The 16,614-nt window shown below is 65.9% G+C and carries 16 protein-coding genes; 6 read left to right on the forward strand and 10 right to left on the reverse strand.

Annotated features, from left to right (window positions below):
- Nucleotides 1-12: 12 nt before the first annotated feature.
- The 3 genes from V3B64_RS08945 to V3B64_RS08955 form a co-directional block, all read right to left on the reverse strand.
- A complete protein-coding gene (locus tag V3B64_RS08945; protein WP_032127635.1) occupies nucleotides 13-1,755 on the reverse strand; it encodes a GGDEF domain-containing protein in 1,743 nt (580 codons plus the stop codon).
- Nucleotides 1,756-1,916: 161 nt separating this feature from the next.
- On the reverse strand, nucleotides 1,917-2,942 hold the full coding sequence (locus tag V3B64_RS08950; RefSeq protein WP_012510371.1) for an AI-2E family transporter: 1,026 nt from the start codon (nucleotides 2,940-2,942) through the stop codon (nucleotides 1,917-1,919).
- A gap of 135 nt (nucleotides 2,943-3,077) precedes the next feature.
- Nucleotides 3,078-3,926 (reverse strand): isocitrate lyase/PEP mutase family protein, encoded by an 849-nt coding sequence (locus V3B64_RS08955; protein ID WP_329913974.1) that lies wholly within the window; start codon nucleotides 3,924-3,926, stop codon nucleotides 3,078-3,080.
- Nucleotides 3,927-4,034: 108 nt separating this feature from the next.
- On the opposite strand from V3B64_RS08955, the gene V3B64_RS08960 reads away from it, so the two are divergent.
- Nucleotides 4,035-4,931, forward strand: a complete 897-nt coding sequence (locus V3B64_RS08960) for a LysR family transcriptional regulator (RefSeq protein ID WP_329913975.1) — start codon at nucleotides 4,035-4,037, stop codon at nucleotides 4,929-4,931.
- On the opposite strand, the gene V3B64_RS08965 is transcribed toward V3B64_RS08960, so the two are convergent.
- Both V3B64_RS08965 and V3B64_RS08970 read right to left on the reverse strand, forming a co-directional pair.
- The gene (locus V3B64_RS08965) at nucleotides 4,919-5,971 is read right to left on the reverse strand and encodes a sensor domain-containing diguanylate cyclase (RefSeq protein ID WP_132809508.1); all 1,053 of its coding nucleotides are present in this window, start codon (nucleotides 5,969-5,971) and stop codon (nucleotides 4,919-4,921) included. The genes V3B64_RS08960 and V3B64_RS08965 overlap by 13 nt on opposite strands.
- A gap of 104 nt (nucleotides 5,972-6,075) precedes the next feature.
- The gene (locus tag V3B64_RS08970; RefSeq protein WP_121503949.1) at nucleotides 6,076-7,083 is read right to left on the reverse strand and encodes a LacI family DNA-binding transcriptional regulator; all 1,008 of its coding nucleotides are present in this window, start codon (nucleotides 7,081-7,083) and stop codon (nucleotides 6,076-6,078) included.
- A gap of 95 nt (nucleotides 7,084-7,178) precedes the next feature.
- Between V3B64_RS08970 and V3B64_RS08975 the strand changes: the two genes are divergently transcribed.
- Genes V3B64_RS08975 through V3B64_RS08995 form a run of 5 tightly spaced genes read left to right on the forward strand, consistent with a single transcriptional unit; the run spans nucleotide 7,179 to nucleotide 11,811 of the window.
- On the forward strand, nucleotides 7,179-8,231 hold the full coding sequence (locus tag V3B64_RS08975; RefSeq protein WP_121503950.1) for a sugar phosphate isomerase/epimerase family protein: 1,053 nt from the start codon (nucleotides 7,179-7,181) through the stop codon (nucleotides 8,229-8,231).
- Between the two features lie 27 nt (nucleotides 8,232-8,258).
- Nucleotides 8,259-9,476, forward strand: a complete 1,218-nt coding sequence (locus V3B64_RS08980; protein ID WP_121503951.1) for a nucleoside permease — start codon at nucleotides 8,259-8,261, stop codon at nucleotides 9,474-9,476.
- A gap of 12 nt (nucleotides 9,477-9,488) precedes the next feature.
- Nucleotides 9,489-10,613, forward strand: coding sequence for a Gfo/Idh/MocA family oxidoreductase (locus tag V3B64_RS08985; RefSeq protein WP_121503952.1), 1,125 nt, complete (start codon nucleotides 9,489-9,491; stop codon nucleotides 10,611-10,613).
- A gap of 19 nt (nucleotides 10,614-10,632) precedes the next feature.
- Nucleotides 10,633-11,496: a sugar phosphate isomerase/epimerase gene (locus V3B64_RS08990; protein WP_329913976.1), complete on the forward strand. Its 864-nt coding sequence runs from the start codon at nucleotides 10,633-10,635 to the stop codon at nucleotides 11,494-11,496.
- Nucleotides 11,497-11,514: 18 nt separating this feature from the next.
- A complete protein-coding gene (locus V3B64_RS08995; RefSeq protein ID WP_032127645.1) occupies nucleotides 11,515-11,811 on the forward strand; it encodes a cytochrome c in 297 nt (98 codons plus the stop codon).
- 30 nt (nucleotides 11,812-11,841) lie between these two features.
- Here V3B64_RS08995 and V3B64_RS09000 read toward each other — a convergent pair whose 3' ends face one another.
- From V3B64_RS09000 to V3B64_RS09020, 5 genes are all read right to left on the reverse strand, one after another.
- Nucleotides 11,842-12,585: a DUF1080 domain-containing protein gene (locus V3B64_RS09000; RefSeq protein WP_329913977.1), complete on the reverse strand. Its 744-nt coding sequence runs from the start codon at nucleotides 12,583-12,585 to the stop codon at nucleotides 11,842-11,844.
- Nucleotides 12,586-12,599: 14 nt separating this feature from the next.
- Nucleotides 12,600-13,175 (reverse strand): gluconate 2-dehydrogenase subunit 3 family protein, encoded by a 576-nt coding sequence (locus tag V3B64_RS09005; RefSeq protein ID WP_329913978.1) that lies wholly within the window; start codon nucleotides 13,173-13,175, stop codon nucleotides 12,600-12,602.
- Nucleotides 13,175-14,860, reverse strand: a complete 1,686-nt coding sequence (locus V3B64_RS09010; RefSeq protein WP_329913979.1) for a GMC family oxidoreductase — start codon at nucleotides 14,858-14,860, stop codon at nucleotides 13,175-13,177. The genes V3B64_RS09005 and V3B64_RS09010 overlap by 1 nt, the downstream gene beginning before the upstream one ends.
- Before the next feature lie 27 nt (nucleotides 14,861-14,887).
- The gene (locus tag V3B64_RS09015) at nucleotides 14,888-15,784 is read right to left on the reverse strand and encodes a TIM barrel protein (protein WP_329913980.1); all 897 of its coding nucleotides are present in this window, start codon (nucleotides 15,782-15,784) and stop codon (nucleotides 14,888-14,890) included.
- 201 nt (nucleotides 15,785-15,985) lie between these two features.
- Nucleotides 15,986-16,561 (reverse strand): single-stranded DNA-binding protein, encoded by a 576-nt coding sequence (locus tag V3B64_RS09020; protein ID WP_010483495.1) that lies wholly within the window; start codon nucleotides 16,559-16,561, stop codon nucleotides 15,986-15,988.
- Nucleotides 16,562-16,614 lie beyond the last annotated feature (53 nt).

Raw genomic sequence — 16,614 nt, forward strand, 5'->3', positions numbered from 1 at the left:
GAACATGATGTTTCAGCGTGGAATGCGCCCACCACCGGCGACCCGCACGCGGTCGCGGCCCTGCGCCTTGGCCTGGTACATGGCCGCATCGGCGGCACGCAGCAGGGTCCGCCAGCCCAAGGCGTCGGTAGCACCGCGGGCCACGCCGAAGCTGGCGGTCACCCGCAGCACGGTACCGCCGGCCACCACGATGTCCAGCTGCTGCAGCGCAAGCCGCAGCGATTCGGCCAGCTGTCGGCCAGCGGCCAGGTCACCGTCGGCCAGCAGCACCAGGAACTCCTCGCCACCATAGCGGGAAATGCTGTCGCTGCGGCGAAGATGGCGCTGCAGCAGTTGCGCCACCTGTACCAGCACTTCATCACCCGCATCGTGGCCATGACCATCATTGATCGATTTGAAGCGATCAACGTCCAGCAGGATCACCACTGCGCTCATCCGCCCCTCGTCGTGGCGCTGCTGCACCAGTTCCTCCAGCGCGCGACGGTTCAGCAGTCCGGTCAATTCATCGGTGCCGGCCAGCTGGCGCAGCTCGCTGGTCAGCGCCGAGCGTTCGCGCGACTTCTCGCGCAGCACTTCAATCGCATCGAACAGGCGCTGCATCTCGGCCAGCGGATGGGTGACATGCTGCTCGGGCCCCGGCGCTTCGGAGGCAATCTGGATCACCTGCCGTTGTGCCTGCAGCAGAGGCCGCAGGATCTGCAGATGCGCGATACGCAGCGCCACACCCAGTACCACCAGGGTTCCCAGCGCGGTGGCCAGAAGTACCGCCAGCCGCGTGGCCTCCCGGTTGCGGGTGTGCTCGAACCTGGCGATGGACACACTCAGGTAACCGTCACGCAGCGCCTCAAGCGACTGCAGGGTCGGCACGTAGCGCGTGGTGAACTCGGCAGCGGTCCACGGCGGCGGCAGGCCACGCCGTCCGTCGTCGATCAGCTGTTCGATCATCGGCAGTGACTCGCCGAAGAACTGCCGGCGCGCCATATCCCAATGCCAGGACAGCGTCGGATCACTGCGGAACACCGATTCGTGGCTGCCGGCCAGCCGCCACAGTTCCAGCAGGCGGCCCTCGGTCTGCAGCGCCGCGCGCACCTGTTCGTTGCGCCAGGCACCGGGTACCGCCACCGGCGCCATCACGTTGGAGGCCAGACGCCCGCCGTGCTCGCGCAGGTCGATCAGCACCTGGCCCTGCATGGCTGGAATCGCCGCTTCGCGGTCGGCCCGGACCAGTACGTTGATCTGTGCCGAGGTCAGCAGATGCAGGCGGTCGACCACGGCAAACATGCCGCTGATCGCGCGCTCCACGTCTTCGACGCGTCGTGCGTCGCGCGGCTGCGCTGCCACCCGGTCCACGCCCGCGCGTGCCGACTGCAGGCGACGTTGCGCGTCTGCCAGCATCCCATGCTCATCCACCACGCCCGGATCAGCCGTGAACACGGCATCCAGCTGCTGCAGCGCGGTGTCCACACGCCTGCGCACCACCGCCAGCTGAAGCGTAAGCCGCGCATGCTCGCTGGCATCGGCCGGGTCGGCACCGAGCAGGCTGTTGGCCGGGCCGCGTTCGGCCGAGACCAGGTTGGCCAGGTCGAAGGTCTGGCGCAGCTGGCGCAGGCTGACCAGGTTGTCCTCGGCAGCGCTGTAGCGCAGCGTGCCCTGGACCAGCGCGATGGCCATCAACGGCAGCGTACAGACCACGAACGACCCCGCCAGGATCCAGACCCAGGTCCGCAGTCCGATGGGCGATGCCTTGCCGGCCATGCAAATTTCCCCTGAAGTGCGGATCACTGTAGCCGCCGGTCCCGGCAGCGCCAAGCCAGTGCCGCGCGAACCGTGACCATGGGTATACCGCAGCCACCGCGAACGCGCCGCAAGGTCTCACCCCGCGCCGGGCTGGGGCGAATGCGTCACACCCTGCCGTACTAGATCCAGCGCTGGTCGACCAGTTCGCGCTTCACGTAGGCGTAGAACACCGGCGCCGCCACCAGGCCGGGCAGGCCGAACGCCGCTTCCATCACCAGCATCGCCAACAGCAGCTCCCAGGCGCGGGCCTGGATTTCGCCGCCAACGATGCGCGCATTGAGGAAGTACTCCAGCTTGTGGATCACGATCAGGTACAGCAGCGCCGCCACGGCCACGTAGAACGAGACCGACAGCGCGACGATGGTGATGATGGTGTTGGAAATGATGTTGCCCACCACCGGCAGCAGGCCGGCGATGAAGGTGATCAGTACCAGGGTCTTGGACAGTGGCAGGTGCACGCCGAACAACGGCAGCACGCCCAGCAGGAAGATGGCGGTGAACACGGTGTTGAGCAGCGAGATCTTCACCTGCGCGAACACCACCTGGCGGAACGCAGTGGCCAGGCGGCTGGTGCGGCCGATCAGCTCCTGCGCCAGCGGGCCCATCTTCGGCAGCGGCAGTTCGTCATACAGCGCGATCATCGCGCCCAGCACCATACCGATCAGTACGCGTACGCCCACCTGCACCACCGAGGTACCGGCCACGCCCAGCTGGCGCTGATGCTCGGCGGCCCAGTCGTTCAGTGCCGTGCGCAGCGCCGGCATGTCCTCGGGGATGTACGGCTGCAGCAGCGCCGGCACCTGGTGCCGCGACGAATTGAGGATCTCCATCAGCCGCGCCAGCAATGCGTCCGGTCCACCGGTCTCGTTGCGGAAAAATGACGCCACGCCGATCCCGGCCAGTACAAGCGCACTGATGATCACCGCTGACAGCACGATCACCGCGATCGCCCGCGCCCGGCCTGGCGGCAGCTTGCCCTCCACGGTGGAGGCCAGCAGGTGGGTCAGCTGGAACACCAGCAGGCCCGACAGCAGGGTCACCACCAGGCCCAGCTTCAACGCCAGCCACATGCCCAGCAGCATCATCAGCCAGGCCGCGATCCTCGGGACGGGGGGCTTGGGCTGGGCAACGAGGGCGTCTTGCATGGGCGGCACGTCCGGGCAGGGTGGCCCATGGTAGAGGATTGGCGGCGATGATTCCGGGTGCAGGATGAACAGGCAACACACGCGGATTCCGCCGCCCCTTCTCCGTCCATCGGCACGTCCGCAATCACGCCCGGATCACACCCGGTCCAGTGCCAGATACCGCGCCGTGCGCACGATCGTCTCACGCTCGCCGAAGCTGGCCAGCTCGCCGGCAACACGCCCGCTGTCACCGGTCACTGCAATCTCCTGCAGGGTGCGCTGCATGGCCCGGATCGCAGCCCGTTGCAGGTCCGAGGGAATGATCACCAGCCGGTAATCGAGTTCGGCCAGCCGCGCCACGGGCACCAGCGGCGTCTTGCCGCTGTGGAACATGTTGATCAGCTTCGGCCCGGGAACCTGCTGCGAAATCACCTCGATCTGCTCCAGCGTTTCCGGTGCCTCGACGAAGATCATGTCCGCGCCCGCGTCCACATAGGCCTGCGCCCGTTCGATCGCCGCATCCAGGCCTTCGCAGGCGATGGCATCGGTACGCGCGATGATCATCAACTCCGGGTCGATCCGCGACTGGCAGGCAACACGGATCTTCGTGCACATCTCGCCCGCGTCGACCAGCGTCTTGTCATCCAGGTGTCCGCAGCGCTTGGGGAAGGCCTGGTCCTCGATATGCAGGGCGGCAACCCCTGCCCTTTCGAACGCGCGCACCGTGCGTTCAACATTCGCGGTGCCGCCGAAGCCGGTGTCAGCGTCGGCGATCACCGGCAGATCGCAGGCATCGACGATCCGTTCAACCTGCGCAAGCACTTCGCTGAGGCCGAGCAGGCCGATGTCCGGCACGCCGGCCGAACGTGCGATGGCGCCGCCGCTGGCATAGACCGCATCGAAGCCGGCCAGCTCCACCAGGCGTGCCGACAATCCATCGAATGCACCTGGCGCAATCACGCTGCCCTGGCGGAGCAGATCGCGCAACTGACGTGTCTTTTTCATGTGGTCTCCCTTGTCGTTGGACATCTGCCGTGGGATACCGATGATGTTGCCGCCAGCGGCGACCGTCCAATACCGTGTTCGTACAGCACCAGAACGTTTGAGGTTCCAATGGAACTGCGGCACCTGCGCTACTTCGTCATGACTGCCCAGCTGCAGAGCTTCACCAAGGCCGCCGAGGCCCTGCATATCGCCCAGCCGCCGCTCGGGCAGCAGATCCGCGCCCTGGAGGAAGAGATCGGCACACCGCTGTTCCACCGGCAGGGACGCGGCATCGTGCTCAGCGATGCTGGCCAGGTATTCTGGAAAGCCGCGGAGGACATCCTCGCGCGCGTCGACCAGGCCAAGGAGGAGGCGCTGCGCGCCGCACGCGGCGAGGTCGGCACGTTGACATTGGGGCTGACCGAATCGGCGACCTACAACGAGGCGGTCACCGCGCTGATGCGCAGCTTCCAGCGGGCGCATCCGGCAGTGCAGGTGCGGCTGGTAGAAGATGGCAGTGAATCCCTGGTCCGGCGCCTCGATGATGGCGAGCTCGATGCAGTAATCGTGCGCCCGCCGTTTTCCAATACCGGTGAACGGATGACACAGCAACTCAGTGCCGAGCCACTGGTGGCAGTATTGCCGGCCGATCACCCGTTGGCGAGCCGGACAAGCATCGCGCTGGCCGAGCTGCGCGACGAGCGCTTCATCCTGTTCTCGCGGAAATCGGGTCAGGGCCTGAGTGCAGACGTCGTCGCTGCCTGCCGCAGCCAGGGCTTCGCGCCTACCATCCAGCAGGAAGCGCCGCAGGTGGCTTCAGCGATCAACCTTGCCGCTGCCGGCCTGGGTATCGCCATCGTGCCGGCCTCGATGCAGAGCATGCACCGCAGCGGCCTGGCTTTTGTTGCGCTGGAACTGGGCATGCCGACCACTACGCTGCAGTTGGCGGTGCGCTGCAAGCCTCCGGCAACGGCCGCCCAGCTGCTGGCCTGCGCCAGAGACGTGTCAACACCTCATTCGCCATAGCTGGCGTTGTTCTTGCCCTGGCGCTTGGCGTGGTACAGCGCGCGGTCGGCCAGTGCCAGCCAGTCCTCGACGCTGCCACCGCGCGGCGTCGCCGCGATTCCGATGCTGACGCTGAACTCGATGCCCGGGGTTGCCTGCCGTGCTGCCTCCAGAAGTTGCAGCCGAACCCGCTCTGCCACATGCATCGCATCGACGGGCGCACAGTCCTGCAGCAGCACGACGAACTCGTCGCCTCCCAGCCGCGCAGGGGTATCGCCAGGCCGGGCGAAGGCGCGCAAGGTGGACGCGATATGGCGCAGCACTTCGTCCCCGGCGCGATGACCGTGCGAGTCATTGATGCGCTTGAAGTCATCCACATCAAGCATCAGCAGGCAGGCAAAACCACCCTGCCCCTGCGCCTTGTCCAGTGCCTGCTGCGCACGGACGATCAGGAAGCCGCGGTTGGCCAGCTCCACCAGCGGGTCCATGCGGCTCAGCCGCTTCAACTGGCGGTTCTGCGATTTCACCCGCCGCGCCAGCTGCCAGCTGAGGATGCTGAGGCCGATGCCGTAGACGAACAGGAACGGCACGCTGAGCACGATCGTGCGCTGCGATGACACCGGCTGGTAAGGAAACCCGAGCCCCCACCAGGTGAGCGCGAATCCCACCACCAGTGCCAGTGTGGCCCGTACCGCCAGCTTCACCCCACCGGCGGCGATCTTGTCGGCGACCAGCAGCGCGGCGAACAACGCACTGGGTACCACGCTGAGCCCCATGAAGGCGATCCAGCCACCGCCAAAGAAGGAATCAACCACCATGCAACGGAACTGGACCACCGCAGGCTGCCGTGAGCGCTGGGTCAGCACCAGCGCGAGCGCCGGCCATGCCAACGCATTGAGCAGCAGCAACGCCCAGGCCAACACACCGTCCTGACGTTCAAGAATGATCGAGGCGATGGGAATCGCGCCCAGCCCATTGCCCACGAAGCGCATCCAGCCGATGCGACGTGCCGCGCCGATGCCTTCGACCGCGACTTCCGTCGAGTCCGTCAAGAACGGCATTGCCGACCCCCTTGCGCGATCGCACGCCCTTGCCGGGCGGCCTCTGGTGAGTCTGACAGCTCTGCGTCAATTCGGGATCAAGGATTCACGGCGGTTACCCTGCCTCACCCACGCCTGGGTGGCGCCGTTGAACCCCGCAGCATCAGGCTGAAATCCAGCGTCTGCTGCAGCGGCACATCCATGTGCTCGATGATGGCAAGCAGCAGGTTGACCGCGCGCTCACCGATCTCCCGCATCGGTTGCCGGATGGTGGTCAACGGCGGCGTGAGGTAGCGGGAAGATGCCAGATCATCGAAGCCGACGATGGACAGGTCCTCCGGCACGCGGATGCCCAGATCGCGGCAGGCCGCCAGGGTGCCCAGCGCCATCTGATCGCTGAAACAGAAGATCGCCGTTGGCGCAGACATGCCGTCCAGCAGCGCCATGGCAGCCGCATGGCCGGATTCCACCGAAAAGTCACCCGGCACGATGTTCAGCTGGCGCAGGCGTCCACGCGCCTTGCCAGCAGCCCGCACCCCTTCCAGCCGTTGCTGGTGCAGCGGATTGTCCGGCGGTCCGCCGACCACGGCGATCCGCTCGTGTCCCAGCCCATACAGATGTTCCATCACCACGCGCGCGGCCGCGGCGTTATCGATATGGACGCTGGGAATGCCCAGCGCGGGATCGAACTCGCAGCCGTTGATCACCGGCGCGGCGGCACCGCGCTGCTGGACGATCGCGCGCGCCGTGGGCGGCAGGCGGTGCCCCAGCACGATCATGCCGTCGGCCTCGTTGCGCCGGAGCATCTGCGCATAGCGCTCCTCGCGGTCGGGTTGATGCTGGGTATCGCCGAGCAGAACGGCATAGCCGACCGCCTGTGCGGCGTCCTCCGCCCCCTGCAGGATCTGCGCGAAGAATGGATTGGCGATGTCCGGGACGGTGACCAGGATCTTGCCGCTGCGCTGGGTCTTGAGCGTGCGGGCCACCGTGTTGGGCACATAGCCCAGTGCGGCGGCGGCCTGCTCGATGCGCGCGCGGGTAGCCGGCAGCACTTTGTCCGGCCGGGAAAGCGCCCGCGACACCGTGCCTGCGGAGACGCCGACGTGCTTCGCGATGTCGTAGATGGTGGCCATGGCGTTAGTTCTCCTGTCTGCTGTGCAGTGCACAACAGGTCCTGCGTGAGCCCCTGCTAGGATAATGCAATCGATTGCATCGAGGGCGAATCACGTTGAAGACGCTCAAGGGTCCAGCGCTGTTCCTGGCGCAGTTCATCGGCGACACAGCTCCTTTTGATCGGCTGGACACGCTGGCCGGATGGGCCGCGGGTCTGGGCTATTCTGGCGTACAAGTCCCCACCAGCGCGCCCCACCTGTTCGATCTGGCCGAGGCCGCGCTCAGCCAGGCGTACTGCGACGACGTCGCCGGCATGCTGGCCGGTCATGGCGTGCAGATCACCGAGCTGTCCACCCATCTGCAGGGGCAGCTGGTCGCGGTGCATCCGGCCTACGACAGCCTGTTCGACGGATTCGCGCCGGCGGACAAGCGCGGCGATCCGGCTGCCCGCCAGGCTTGGGCAGTCGAGCAGCTTCTGCTGGCCGCCAAAGCCAGCCAGCGCCTGGGGCTGACCGCGCATGCCACGTTCTCCGGCGCATTGGCCTGGCCCTATTTCTATCCCTGGCCGCAGCGTCCACCGGGACTGGTGGAAGAAGCCTTCGCCGAACTCGGCCGCCGCTGGCGCCCGATCCTGGATGCGTTCGACGCCTGCGGCGTGGACCTGTGCTTCGAGATCCACCCGGGTGAGGACCTGCACGACGGCGCGACCTTTGAACGCTTCCTCGATGTGGTGGACCATCACCCCCGCGCGAAGATCCTGTACGACCCCAGCCACCTGCTGCTGCAGCAGATGGACTACCTGGGCTTCATTGACCGCTACCACGCGCGCATCGGCATCTTCCACGTCAAGGACGCGGAGTATCGCGCCAGCGCGAGCAGCGGCGTGTATGGCGGCTACCAGGACTGGATCGATCGTCCGGGCCGGTTCCGTTCGCCCGGTGATGGCCAGATCGACTTCAAGGCGATCTTCTCCAAGTTCGCCCAGTACGACTTCCCCGGATGGGCGGTACTGGAATGGGAGTGCTGCCTGAAGCACCCGGAGGACGGCGCACGCGAAGGTGCCGCCTTCATCCGCGACCACATCATCCGGGTGACCGAGCGCGCCTTCGATGACTTTGCCGACAGTGGCACGGACGCCGCATCACTGCACCGCATGCTGGGAATCTGAGCCATTACCGCCCCGGGAGGGCAAGCCATGTCGCACGCCATGTCGCGCTTGGGCGCGATGATGTTTCTGCAGTTCTTCATCTGGGGAGCGTGGTTCGTGACCCTCGGGACGTACCTGGTACAGGGCCCGCTGCAGGCCAGCGCCAGCCAGGTCGCAACGGCCTTCCTCAGCCAGTCGATCGGCGCGATCGTCGCGCCCTTCCTGGTCGGCCTGATCGCTGATCGCTACTTCGCCGCGCAGCGCATCCTCGCGGTGCTGCACCTGGCCGGCGCGGTACTGATGTGGCTGGCGTCCACCGCCACCAGCTTCAGTATGTTCTCGGCCTGCGTGATGGGCTACATGCTGCTGTTCATGCCCACGCTGGCACTGGCCAACAGCGTGGCGATGCGGCACATGCAGTCGCCCGAGAAACAGTTCCCGCTGGTACGCGTGGCCGGCAGCATCGGCTGGATCGTCGCAGGCGTGCTGATCGGCTGGCTGGGCTGGGAGCAGGCCCATCGGCTTGAACTGACGTTCCGCATGGCGGCGCTGGCATCGCTGGTACTGGGCCTGTATGCGTTCACCCTGCCGCACACGCCGCCACTGGCACAGCAGCGCGATGCCGGGCTGGGACAGATCCTGGGGCTGGATTCATTGCGGCTGCTGAAGTCGCGTGCCTACCTGGTGTTCTTCCTGGCTTCCATCGCCATCTGCATCCCGCTGTCGTTCTACTACAACTTCACCAATCCGTATCTCAACGACCTGGGCGTGCGCGGCGCAGCGGGCCTGCAGTCGCTGGGCCAGGTTTCCGAGGTGCTGCTGATGCTGGCCATGCCGTTCCTGTTCGTGCGGCTGGGGGTGAAGACCATGCTGGCGGTCGGCATGGCGGCGTGGGTGGTGCGCTACGTCCTGTTCGCCTTCGGCGATGCGGGCAGCGGCTTCTCGCTGCTGGTGATCGGCATCGTGCTGCACGGCATCTGCTACGACTTCTTCTTCGTCACCGGCCAGATCTACACCGATGCCCATGCCGGCCCCGCCGTGCGCAGCAGCGCGCAGGGCTTCATCACCCTGGCCACGTACGGCGTGGGCATGCTGATCGGCACCTTCCTGTCCGGCGCGGTGGTGGAGCACTTCACCACCGAGGCCGGCCCCGACTGGCAGCAGATCTGGCTGTTCCCGGCTGGCGTCGCGCTGGTGGTTCTGATCGCCTTCCTGCTGCTGTTCCGCGACCGGCCCGCCGTGGCCGCCGCATCTTCCACACGCTGAGGATTCGAGCCGATGCCAACGCTTGGAATCGCCATCGTCGGCGCCGGCATGATCGGCGCCGTGCACCGCCGCGCGGCCTTGCTCGCCGGTGCCGAGGTACGCGGCGTTGCCGCTTCGTCAGCGCAGCGCGCGCGTGAGATGGCGCAGCTGTGGAATGTCCCGCGCGCCTATCGGGACATCGAGGAGGTGATCGCCGATCCGCAGGTGCAGGTCGTGCACGTCTGCACGCCCAACCATCTGCACGGCGCGATGGCGCAGGCCGCGCTGGAAGCCGGCAAGCACGTGATCTGCGAGAAACCGCTGGCGACCACGCTGGACGATGCGCAGGCGCTGGCGGCGTTGGCCGCCTCGACCGGCTTGGTTGCCACGGTCCCCTTCGTCTACCGCTACCACCCGGTGGTGCGCGAGGCGCGCGCACGCATAGCACAGGGTGATCTGGGGCCGCTGCACCTGATCCACGGCAGCTACCTGCAGGACTGGCTGCTGGACCCGGCCAGCAACAACTGGCGCGTGGACCCGGCGCTGGGTGGCGCTTCGCGCGTATTCGCCGACATCGGCTCGCACTGGTGCGACCTGGTGGAATGGGTCAGCGGCGAACGCTTCGCCGAGGTCAGCGCGGCGTTCTCTACGGTCATCGCCGAGCGCGGCGCCGTCAGCGGGCAGAGCTTCAGCACGCCAACCGCGGCCAGCGCAATGCAGGCGGTAACGAGCGAGGACGTGGCTGCGGCGATGTTCAGGACCGGTGCCGGTACGCTGGCATCTCTGACGGTCAGCCAGGTCTCGGCCGGACGCCACAACCGCCTCTGGTTCGAGATCGACGGTGCCAAGGCCAGCGTGGCTTTCAACCAGGAAGACGCCGAGCGGCTGTGGATCGGCCTGCCCGACCAACGCGAGGAGATCTTCGTGCGCGGACCAGGCGCCGGCAGTGCCGATCAACGCCGCCTTTCCGTGCTGCCGGCCGGACACGCGCAGGGCTACGCCCAGTGCTTCGAAGCGTTTGTCGCCGACACCTATCGCGCCATCGAGGGCGAGCGGCCGCAGGGCCTGCCCACCTTCGAGGACGGCCTGCGCTCGGCGCGGATCGTCGATCGTGTCATTGCATCAGCCAGGTCGCGTGCCTGGACCACCATCGGTTGAAACCCGGGAGGATCTGTTGATGAAAGCCCTTGTCCATGGAACTGCAAGCCTCATTCTGCTGCTCGCTGCCCTGCCCGCTTTTGCAGTCGAAGCTGTCAGCACGCAGAAGCCGATCGCGGTACAGATGTACACCCTGCGCGATGCCGGCTCGCTCGAGCAGCAGCTGAAGATCGTCCACGACGCTGGCGTCCATGAGGTGGAAACGGTCGGCACGCAGAACACCAGCGCCGCCGAGCTCAAGCAGCTGCTGGACCGGTATTCGATCAAGGCAATTTCATCGCATGTGCCACTGGCCGAGCTGCGCAGCAACCTGGATGGGGTGGTGACCTTCAACCGGTCGATCGGCAACACGACGCTGGTGGTGCCGTACCTGGACAAGAAGGATCGTCCGAGCGATGCCGCCGGCTGGACCGCCCTGGGCCAGGAACTGGGCCGCATCGCAAAGCAGGTGCGCGGCAAGGGCATGCGCCTGGCCTACCACAACCACGACTTCGAACTGGTCGACTTCGACGGCAGGACCGGACTGGAGCTGCTGTTCGCCGCCGCCGGTCCCGACCTGCAGACCGAGCTGGACCTGGCCTGGGTCGCGCGTGCAGGCCTGGACCCGGCAGTGATGCTGGCAAAGTTCCGCGGCCACGTGTTCGCGGTACACGCCAAGGACAATGCACCGAAGGGCCAGGCCCAGGACGAAGGCGGATTCGCCGCGGTTGGCCAGGGCGTGCTGGACTGGAACGCGATCCTGCCTGCTGCGGCAGCCGCCGGCGTGCATTGGTACATCATCGAGCACGACCAGCCACGCGATCCGGCCAGGATCATCCAGACCGGTGCGGACTATCTGCGTGAACACCTGACCACGAATGCGCCTGCCCATGCGCGGCGCTGACGCATCAAGGAGCCCCACATGAAAATGATCCTGGCAATGGCGGTGGCCCTGGGTGGCATGAGCGTTGCGACGGCCGCCTGGTGCAAGGACGATCCGGCTGCGGGTGCAAAGCTCTACACCGCGAACTGCGTGGCCTGCCATGGTGCGGATCGTGCGGGCATGCCGGGCGCATTCCCGGCGCTCACCGATATCGGCAAGCGCATGGCTCCTGCGCAGATCAAGGAAAAGATCAGCAAGGGCGGTGGGCTGATGCCCCCCTTCTCCCAGCTGTCACAGCAGGAGATCAACGACATCGCCAGCTACCTGGCGAAGTAAGCGGCCGGCGACCACGCTGGCCGCGTGCCCCTACAGCTCGCGCACCCAGATGTTGCGGTAGCTGACCCTGGCGTCATGTTCCTGCAGATAGAGCGGCGCACACGCATGCGGCGCGTAGGAAGGCGCGCCGATGTACTCGGTCTTGCCCGCCAGCACAGTGTCGTCCTGCACCAGCACGCCGTTGTGCAGCACCGTGATGCGCGCGGGCGAGACAAGCCCGCCGCCCGCCGAGAAGCGCGGTGCTTTCCAAAGGATGTCGTAGGCCTGCCACTGTCCCGGTGCGCGCGAGGCGTTCACCAACGGCATGGCCTGCTTGTAGATCGAGCCCGCCTGGCCATTGGCATAGGTCGGGTTGTTGTAGCTGTCGAGCACCTGCAGTTCATACAGCTCCTGCAGGAAGATGCCGCTGTTGCCGCGGTTCTGTCCGTCGAAGCCCTTCGTGTCGGTGGGCGTGCGCCACTCGACATGCAGCTGGACGTCACAGAAGCGTTGCCTGGTGCGAATGCCCTTGCTGCCGGGCACGACGGTCATGGCGCCATCGGCAACCTTCCAGGGCACGCCTCCGCCCTGCTCCGACTCCCACGCGGAGACATCCTTGCCATCGAACAGCACGATTGCGTCGGACGGGGCCCTGCCTGGCGGCGTGGCAACGGTCGCAGGCACCGGCGTCCACACCTCGGTCTTCTTCGGATCGCGCGCGGCGTCGGCACCGTTCTGCGCGAACACGGGTGCGGCGGCCAGCACGGTGGCCGCGATCAGCAGCGGCTTGATCATCCTGTTGCACTCCATCAGCTGGTCCCCCAGGCGGGCGTGCCGGGAACATAGGCAAGATCGCCGTCGTAGCGCCCCGGCACGGCGACGTACTGCAGCACCCCGGTGGCGCCGACCTTGGAGGTGAAGAAGCCGAAGATGGCCAGCTGCTTGAGCATCGTGAAGTAATGCGGCATCGCCTCGCCCTCTTCAGGCGTACCGGTTTCGGTCACATCGGCATGACGTGCCTTGGCTTCTGCATCGAGCGTGCGCAGCAATTCGGTGCGGGCTTCCGGTGTGAGCGACACGAAGCGGCCACCGGCACGTTTGTCGATATCGATCAGCCCTGCGCGGAACGTCACCTGCTGCCGGGCGGTGTAGCAGTCAGTGACGAAGGTCGCCATGAACAGACCGGCGCCGGCATCCTTCGCCCCTGGTGTCCGGGTCCGAGGCAGGATGGTCTCGGCGATCTCGTCCAGCGTAGCGACGTCGGTATCGGAGAAATGAATCTTGGTGGCGCCCGCCGGTGCCTGACCCTGCACAAGGGCAGGCAACCCAACCATGGCCGCACCGGTGGCGGCGACGATCATCTTCAACAGCTCGCGGCGATCCATCACAGGTTCCCCGCTTTCAGTTCGCGTACCGCGTGGTCGGCCGCGCGCGCAGTCAGCGCCATGTAGGTCAGCGAAGGATTCACGCAGGCGCTGGAGGTCATGCAGGCACCGTCGGTCACATAGACGTTGGGTGCATCCCAGACCTGGTTGTGCTGGTTCAGCACCGAGCTCTTCCGATCACGTCCCATGCGCGCGGTCCCCATTTCGTGGATGCCCTTGCCCGGGGCGTAATCGTTGTCGTGCATCTTCACGTCCTTGACGCCGGCCGCCTCCAGCATCTCGGCGGCATCGGCGGCCATGTCCTTTCGCATCGCCAGTTCGTTGGCACGCATGGCAACGTCCATCGCCAGCACTGGCAGCCCCCACTTGTCCTTGCGGTCGCGGTCCAGGCGGATCGTGTTGTCGTGGTGCGGCAGCATTTCACCGAACCCGGTCATGCCGATGCGCCAGTCACCGGGCACGGTCAGCGCCTCCTTCAGATCGGCACCGATGTTGAGCTCGGCGATCTCGCGCGACCACCCCGTGCGGCTGGCGCCGCCCTGGTAGCCGAACCCGCGCAGGTAACCGCGCTTGTCGGCCGCGACGTTGCGGAAACGCGGAATGTAGAAGCCGCAGGGGCGACGCCCGAAGTAGTACTTGTCTTCGTACCCCTCGACGCGGCCGGAGGCACCCGCACCGAAATGATGGTCCATCACGTTGTGCCCGAGCTCGCCCGACGATGAGCCCAGCCCGCCGTCCCAGACGTCGGTAGCCGAGTTCATCAGCAGCCACGTCGAGTTGAACGACGACGCGTTGAGGAAGATGACCTTGGCCGTGTACTGGTAGGCCTGCCCAGTCTCCGCGTCGATGATCTCCACCCCGCGCGCACGCTTGCGGTCCTTGTCGTAGAGCACTTCCTTGACGATCGAGAACGGCCGCAAGGTCAGGTTGCCGGTCTTCATTGCCGCCGGCAGTGTCGCTGCCTGGGTGGAAAAATAAGCGCCGAAGGGGCAACCCAGGATGCACTTGTTGCGGTACTGGCAGTTGACGCGCCCCTGCTCGGGCATCGGCTTGGTGATGTTGGCGGTGCGCGAGTGGATCATATGGCGCGTTCCGCCAAAGGCCTTCTTGATCCGCGCAGCTACGTCCTTCTCGACGATATTCAACGGGATCGGCGGCAGGAACTCACCATCCGGCAACACGTCCAGCCCTTCGCGCGTACCAGCGATACCTGCGAATTTCTCCACGTAGTCGTACCACGGCGCGATATCGGCGTAGCGGATGGGCCAATCGGCTGCGATGCCGTCCTTGAGATTCGCCTCGAAGTCCAGGTCGGAGAAGCGATAGCTCTGCCGGCCCCACAACAATGAGCGGCCGCCGACGTGATAGCCGCGGAACCAGTCGAAGCGCTTGGTCTCGACGTAGGGCGAGTCCTGTTCGTTGGCCCACATCCCTTCCAGGTTCTCGGCCAGGCCATAGTCGCGCATCAGCACCGGGAAGTCGGCCTTCATCGCCTGCGTTGGCCGGTTTCGGTGCGGGAAGTCCCACGCCTCCTTCATCGCGTTGACGTAGTCCTTGACGTGCTCGATGTTGCGTCCGCGTTCCAGCATCAGGACCTTCAGGCCCTTCTCGGTCAGCTCCTTCGCTGCCCAACCGCCACTGATTCCCGAGCCAACAACAATGGCGTCGTAGTGATTATCTGCCATGGGTTTCTCACCTGGGTGGATATCGTTTCAGACGTCGCAGAGGCGGATCGCCTCGCGCAATGAGCCAACGGGATCGGGCGCTGCAGGCGTGAACTCCTGCGCCAGATACCCCTTGAAACCGGTGTCGCGGATCGCGCGGCAGATGGCCGGATAGTGGAGCTCCTGCTGGTCTCCAATCTCGTTCCGGCCGGGCACGCCTGCGGTGTGGTAATGCTTGAAGCAGGCGTGATGCTTGCCGATGGTGGCGATGATGTCGCCCTCCATGATCTGCATGTGGTAGATGTCGTAGAGCAGGCCGAAGTTGTCCGAGCCGAGCCGCTGGCACAGCTCCACACCCCATGCGGAGTGGTCGCACAGGTAGTCACGATGATCGACCTTGGAATTCAGCAGTTCCATCACCAGCACCACCCCGCGCCTCTCGGCGTGCCCGAGGATGCGCTTGAGGCCGGCTTCGGCATTGGCCATGCCTTCGGCGGGGTCCATGCCGTTGCGATTACCGGAGAAGCAGATCAGGTTGCGATAGCCGGCATCGGCGACCAGATCGATGTGCCGCGTGTAGCGCTCCACCAGCTGGTCATGGAACTGGCGGCCGGCAAAGCCCTTGGTCAGGCCCAGCTCCGCGCCGTTGCACATCGAGCTGTACACGCCATTGGCCTTCAGCGTCGGCCAGTCTTCCGGGCCGACCAGATCGATGGCGGCAAAACCGATGTCCTTTACCGTCGTGCAGAGCTGGGCGACCGACAGCTGCGGGAAGGTCCAGCGGGCCACGGAGTGCTTCAGGTTGCCCTTGAGCGCTGCGGTGGCGGCGAATGCAGGCAACGCTCCCGCAGTCCCCAGAGCTACGCCTCCAGCAACGGCCATGCGCAACGCATCGCGCCGCGTGAGGCCCGTCGCCGAGGCCGGTCTGATCGAATGGATGGACATCCACCTGCCGGCCTCCCAACCGGTATCAAACGCAACGATTCACAGCAATGCAATCGATTGCACCATAGGGGAGGAAATTGTCTGTTTGCAAGTCGCGGTGCACGAAAACCGATGCTGCGGGGCACAACTCCGAAGGGATTCCGGATAAAGAAAAGCCCCGCATGAGCGGGGCTTTCTTTTCTGCTGCGAACGAGCGTTCGATCAGAACGGAATATCGTCGTCAGCGAAGTCGTCCATCGGCGGCGCCTGCTGCGGCTGCGGGCGCTGGTTGCCACCCTGGTTGCCGTAACCGCCGCCCTGATTGCCGCCCTGGTTGCCATAGCCGCCACCCTGGCCACCACGCTGACCACCGCCACCGCCGCCGTACTCCTGGCGCGGCGCCTGCTGGCGCTGCGGACGATCGCCGCCGTAGTTGCCACCGCCGCCGCCACCGCCGCCTTCACCACGGCCGCCCAGCATCTGCATTTCATCGGCAACGATGTCGGTGGAGTACTTCTCCACGCCGTCCTGGCCGGTGTACTTGTCGTAGCGCAGGCTGCCTTCGACGTAGACCGAGCTGCCCTTGCGCAGGTACTCGCCGGCGATCTCGCCGAGCTTGCCGAAGAACACCACGCGGTGCCATTCGGTACGTTCCTGCTGGTTGCCATCCTTGTCCTTGCGGACGCTGGTGGTGGCCAGGCTGATGCGGGTGATCGCCATGCCGCTCTGGGTGTACTTCACGTCCGGGTCGTTGCCGAGGTTGCCGACCAGGATGACTTTGTTGATGCCGCGCGCCATAGGTAAGTGATTCCATTGTCCGGGGGCTGGTGCCTGTCATAGCACACAGCCGG

It is taken from the genome of Stenotrophomonas sp. SMYL86 (assembly GCF_036320025.1).
Classification (GTDB): Bacteria; Pseudomonadota; Gammaproteobacteria; order Xanthomonadales; family Xanthomonadaceae; genus Stenotrophomonas; species Stenotrophomonas maltophilia_A.

Bases quoted from the DNA above. Each gene is read 5' to 3' on its own strand.
- V3B64_RS09010 (WP_329913979.1), bottom strand. From the start codon at position 14,860: ATGGCAGATAATCACTACGACGCCATTGTTGTTGGCTCGGGAATCAGT.
- V3B64_RS09015 (WP_329913980.1), bottom strand. From the start codon at position 15,784: ATGTCCATCCATTCGATCAGACCGGCCTCGGCGACGGGCCTCACGCGG.
- V3B64_RS08985 (WP_121503952.1), top strand. From the start codon at position 9,489: ATGCCAACGCTTGGAATCGCCATCGTCGGCGCCGGCATGATCGGCGCC.
- V3B64_RS09020 (WP_010483495.1), bottom strand. From the start codon at position 16,561: ATGGCGCGCGGCATCAACAAAGTCATCCTGGTCGGCAACCTCGGCAAC.
- V3B64_RS08970 (WP_121503949.1), bottom strand. From the start codon at position 7,083: ATGGCCACCATCTACGACATCGCGAAGCACGTCGGCGTCTCCGCAGGC.
- V3B64_RS09000 (WP_329913977.1), bottom strand. From the start codon at position 12,585: ATGATCAAGCCGCTGCTGATCGCGGCCACCGTGCTGGCCGCCGCACCC.
- V3B64_RS08945 (WP_032127635.1), bottom strand. From the start codon at position 1,755: ATGGCCGGCAAGGCATCGCCCATCGGACTGCGGACCTGGGTCTGGATC.
- V3B64_RS08960 (WP_329913975.1), top strand. From the start codon at position 4,035: ATGGAACTGCGGCACCTGCGCTACTTCGTCATGACTGCCCAGCTGCAG.
- V3B64_RS08990 (WP_329913976.1), top strand. From the start codon at position 10,633: ATGAAAGCCCTTGTCCATGGAACTGCAAGCCTCATTCTGCTGCTCGCT.
- V3B64_RS08965 (WP_132809508.1), bottom strand. From the start codon at position 5,971: ATGCCGTTCTTGACGGACTCGACGGAAGTCGCGGTCGAAGGCATCGGC.
- V3B64_RS08955 (WP_329913974.1), bottom strand. From the start codon at position 3,926: ATGAAAAAGACACGTCAGTTGCGCGATCTGCTCCGCCAGGGCAGCGTG.
- V3B64_RS08950 (WP_012510371.1), bottom strand. From the start codon at position 2,942: ATGCAAGACGCCCTCGTTGCCCAGCCCAAGCCCCCCGTCCCGAGGATC.
- V3B64_RS08980 (WP_121503951.1), top strand. From the start codon at position 8,259: ATGTCGCACGCCATGTCGCGCTTGGGCGCGATGATGTTTCTGCAGTTC.
- V3B64_RS09005 (WP_329913978.1), bottom strand. From the start codon at position 13,175: ATGGATCGCCGCGAGCTGTTGAAGATGATCGTCGCCGCCACCGGTGCG.
- V3B64_RS08995 (WP_032127645.1), top strand. From the start codon at position 11,515: ATGAAAATGATCCTGGCAATGGCGGTGGCCCTGGGTGGCATGAGCGTT.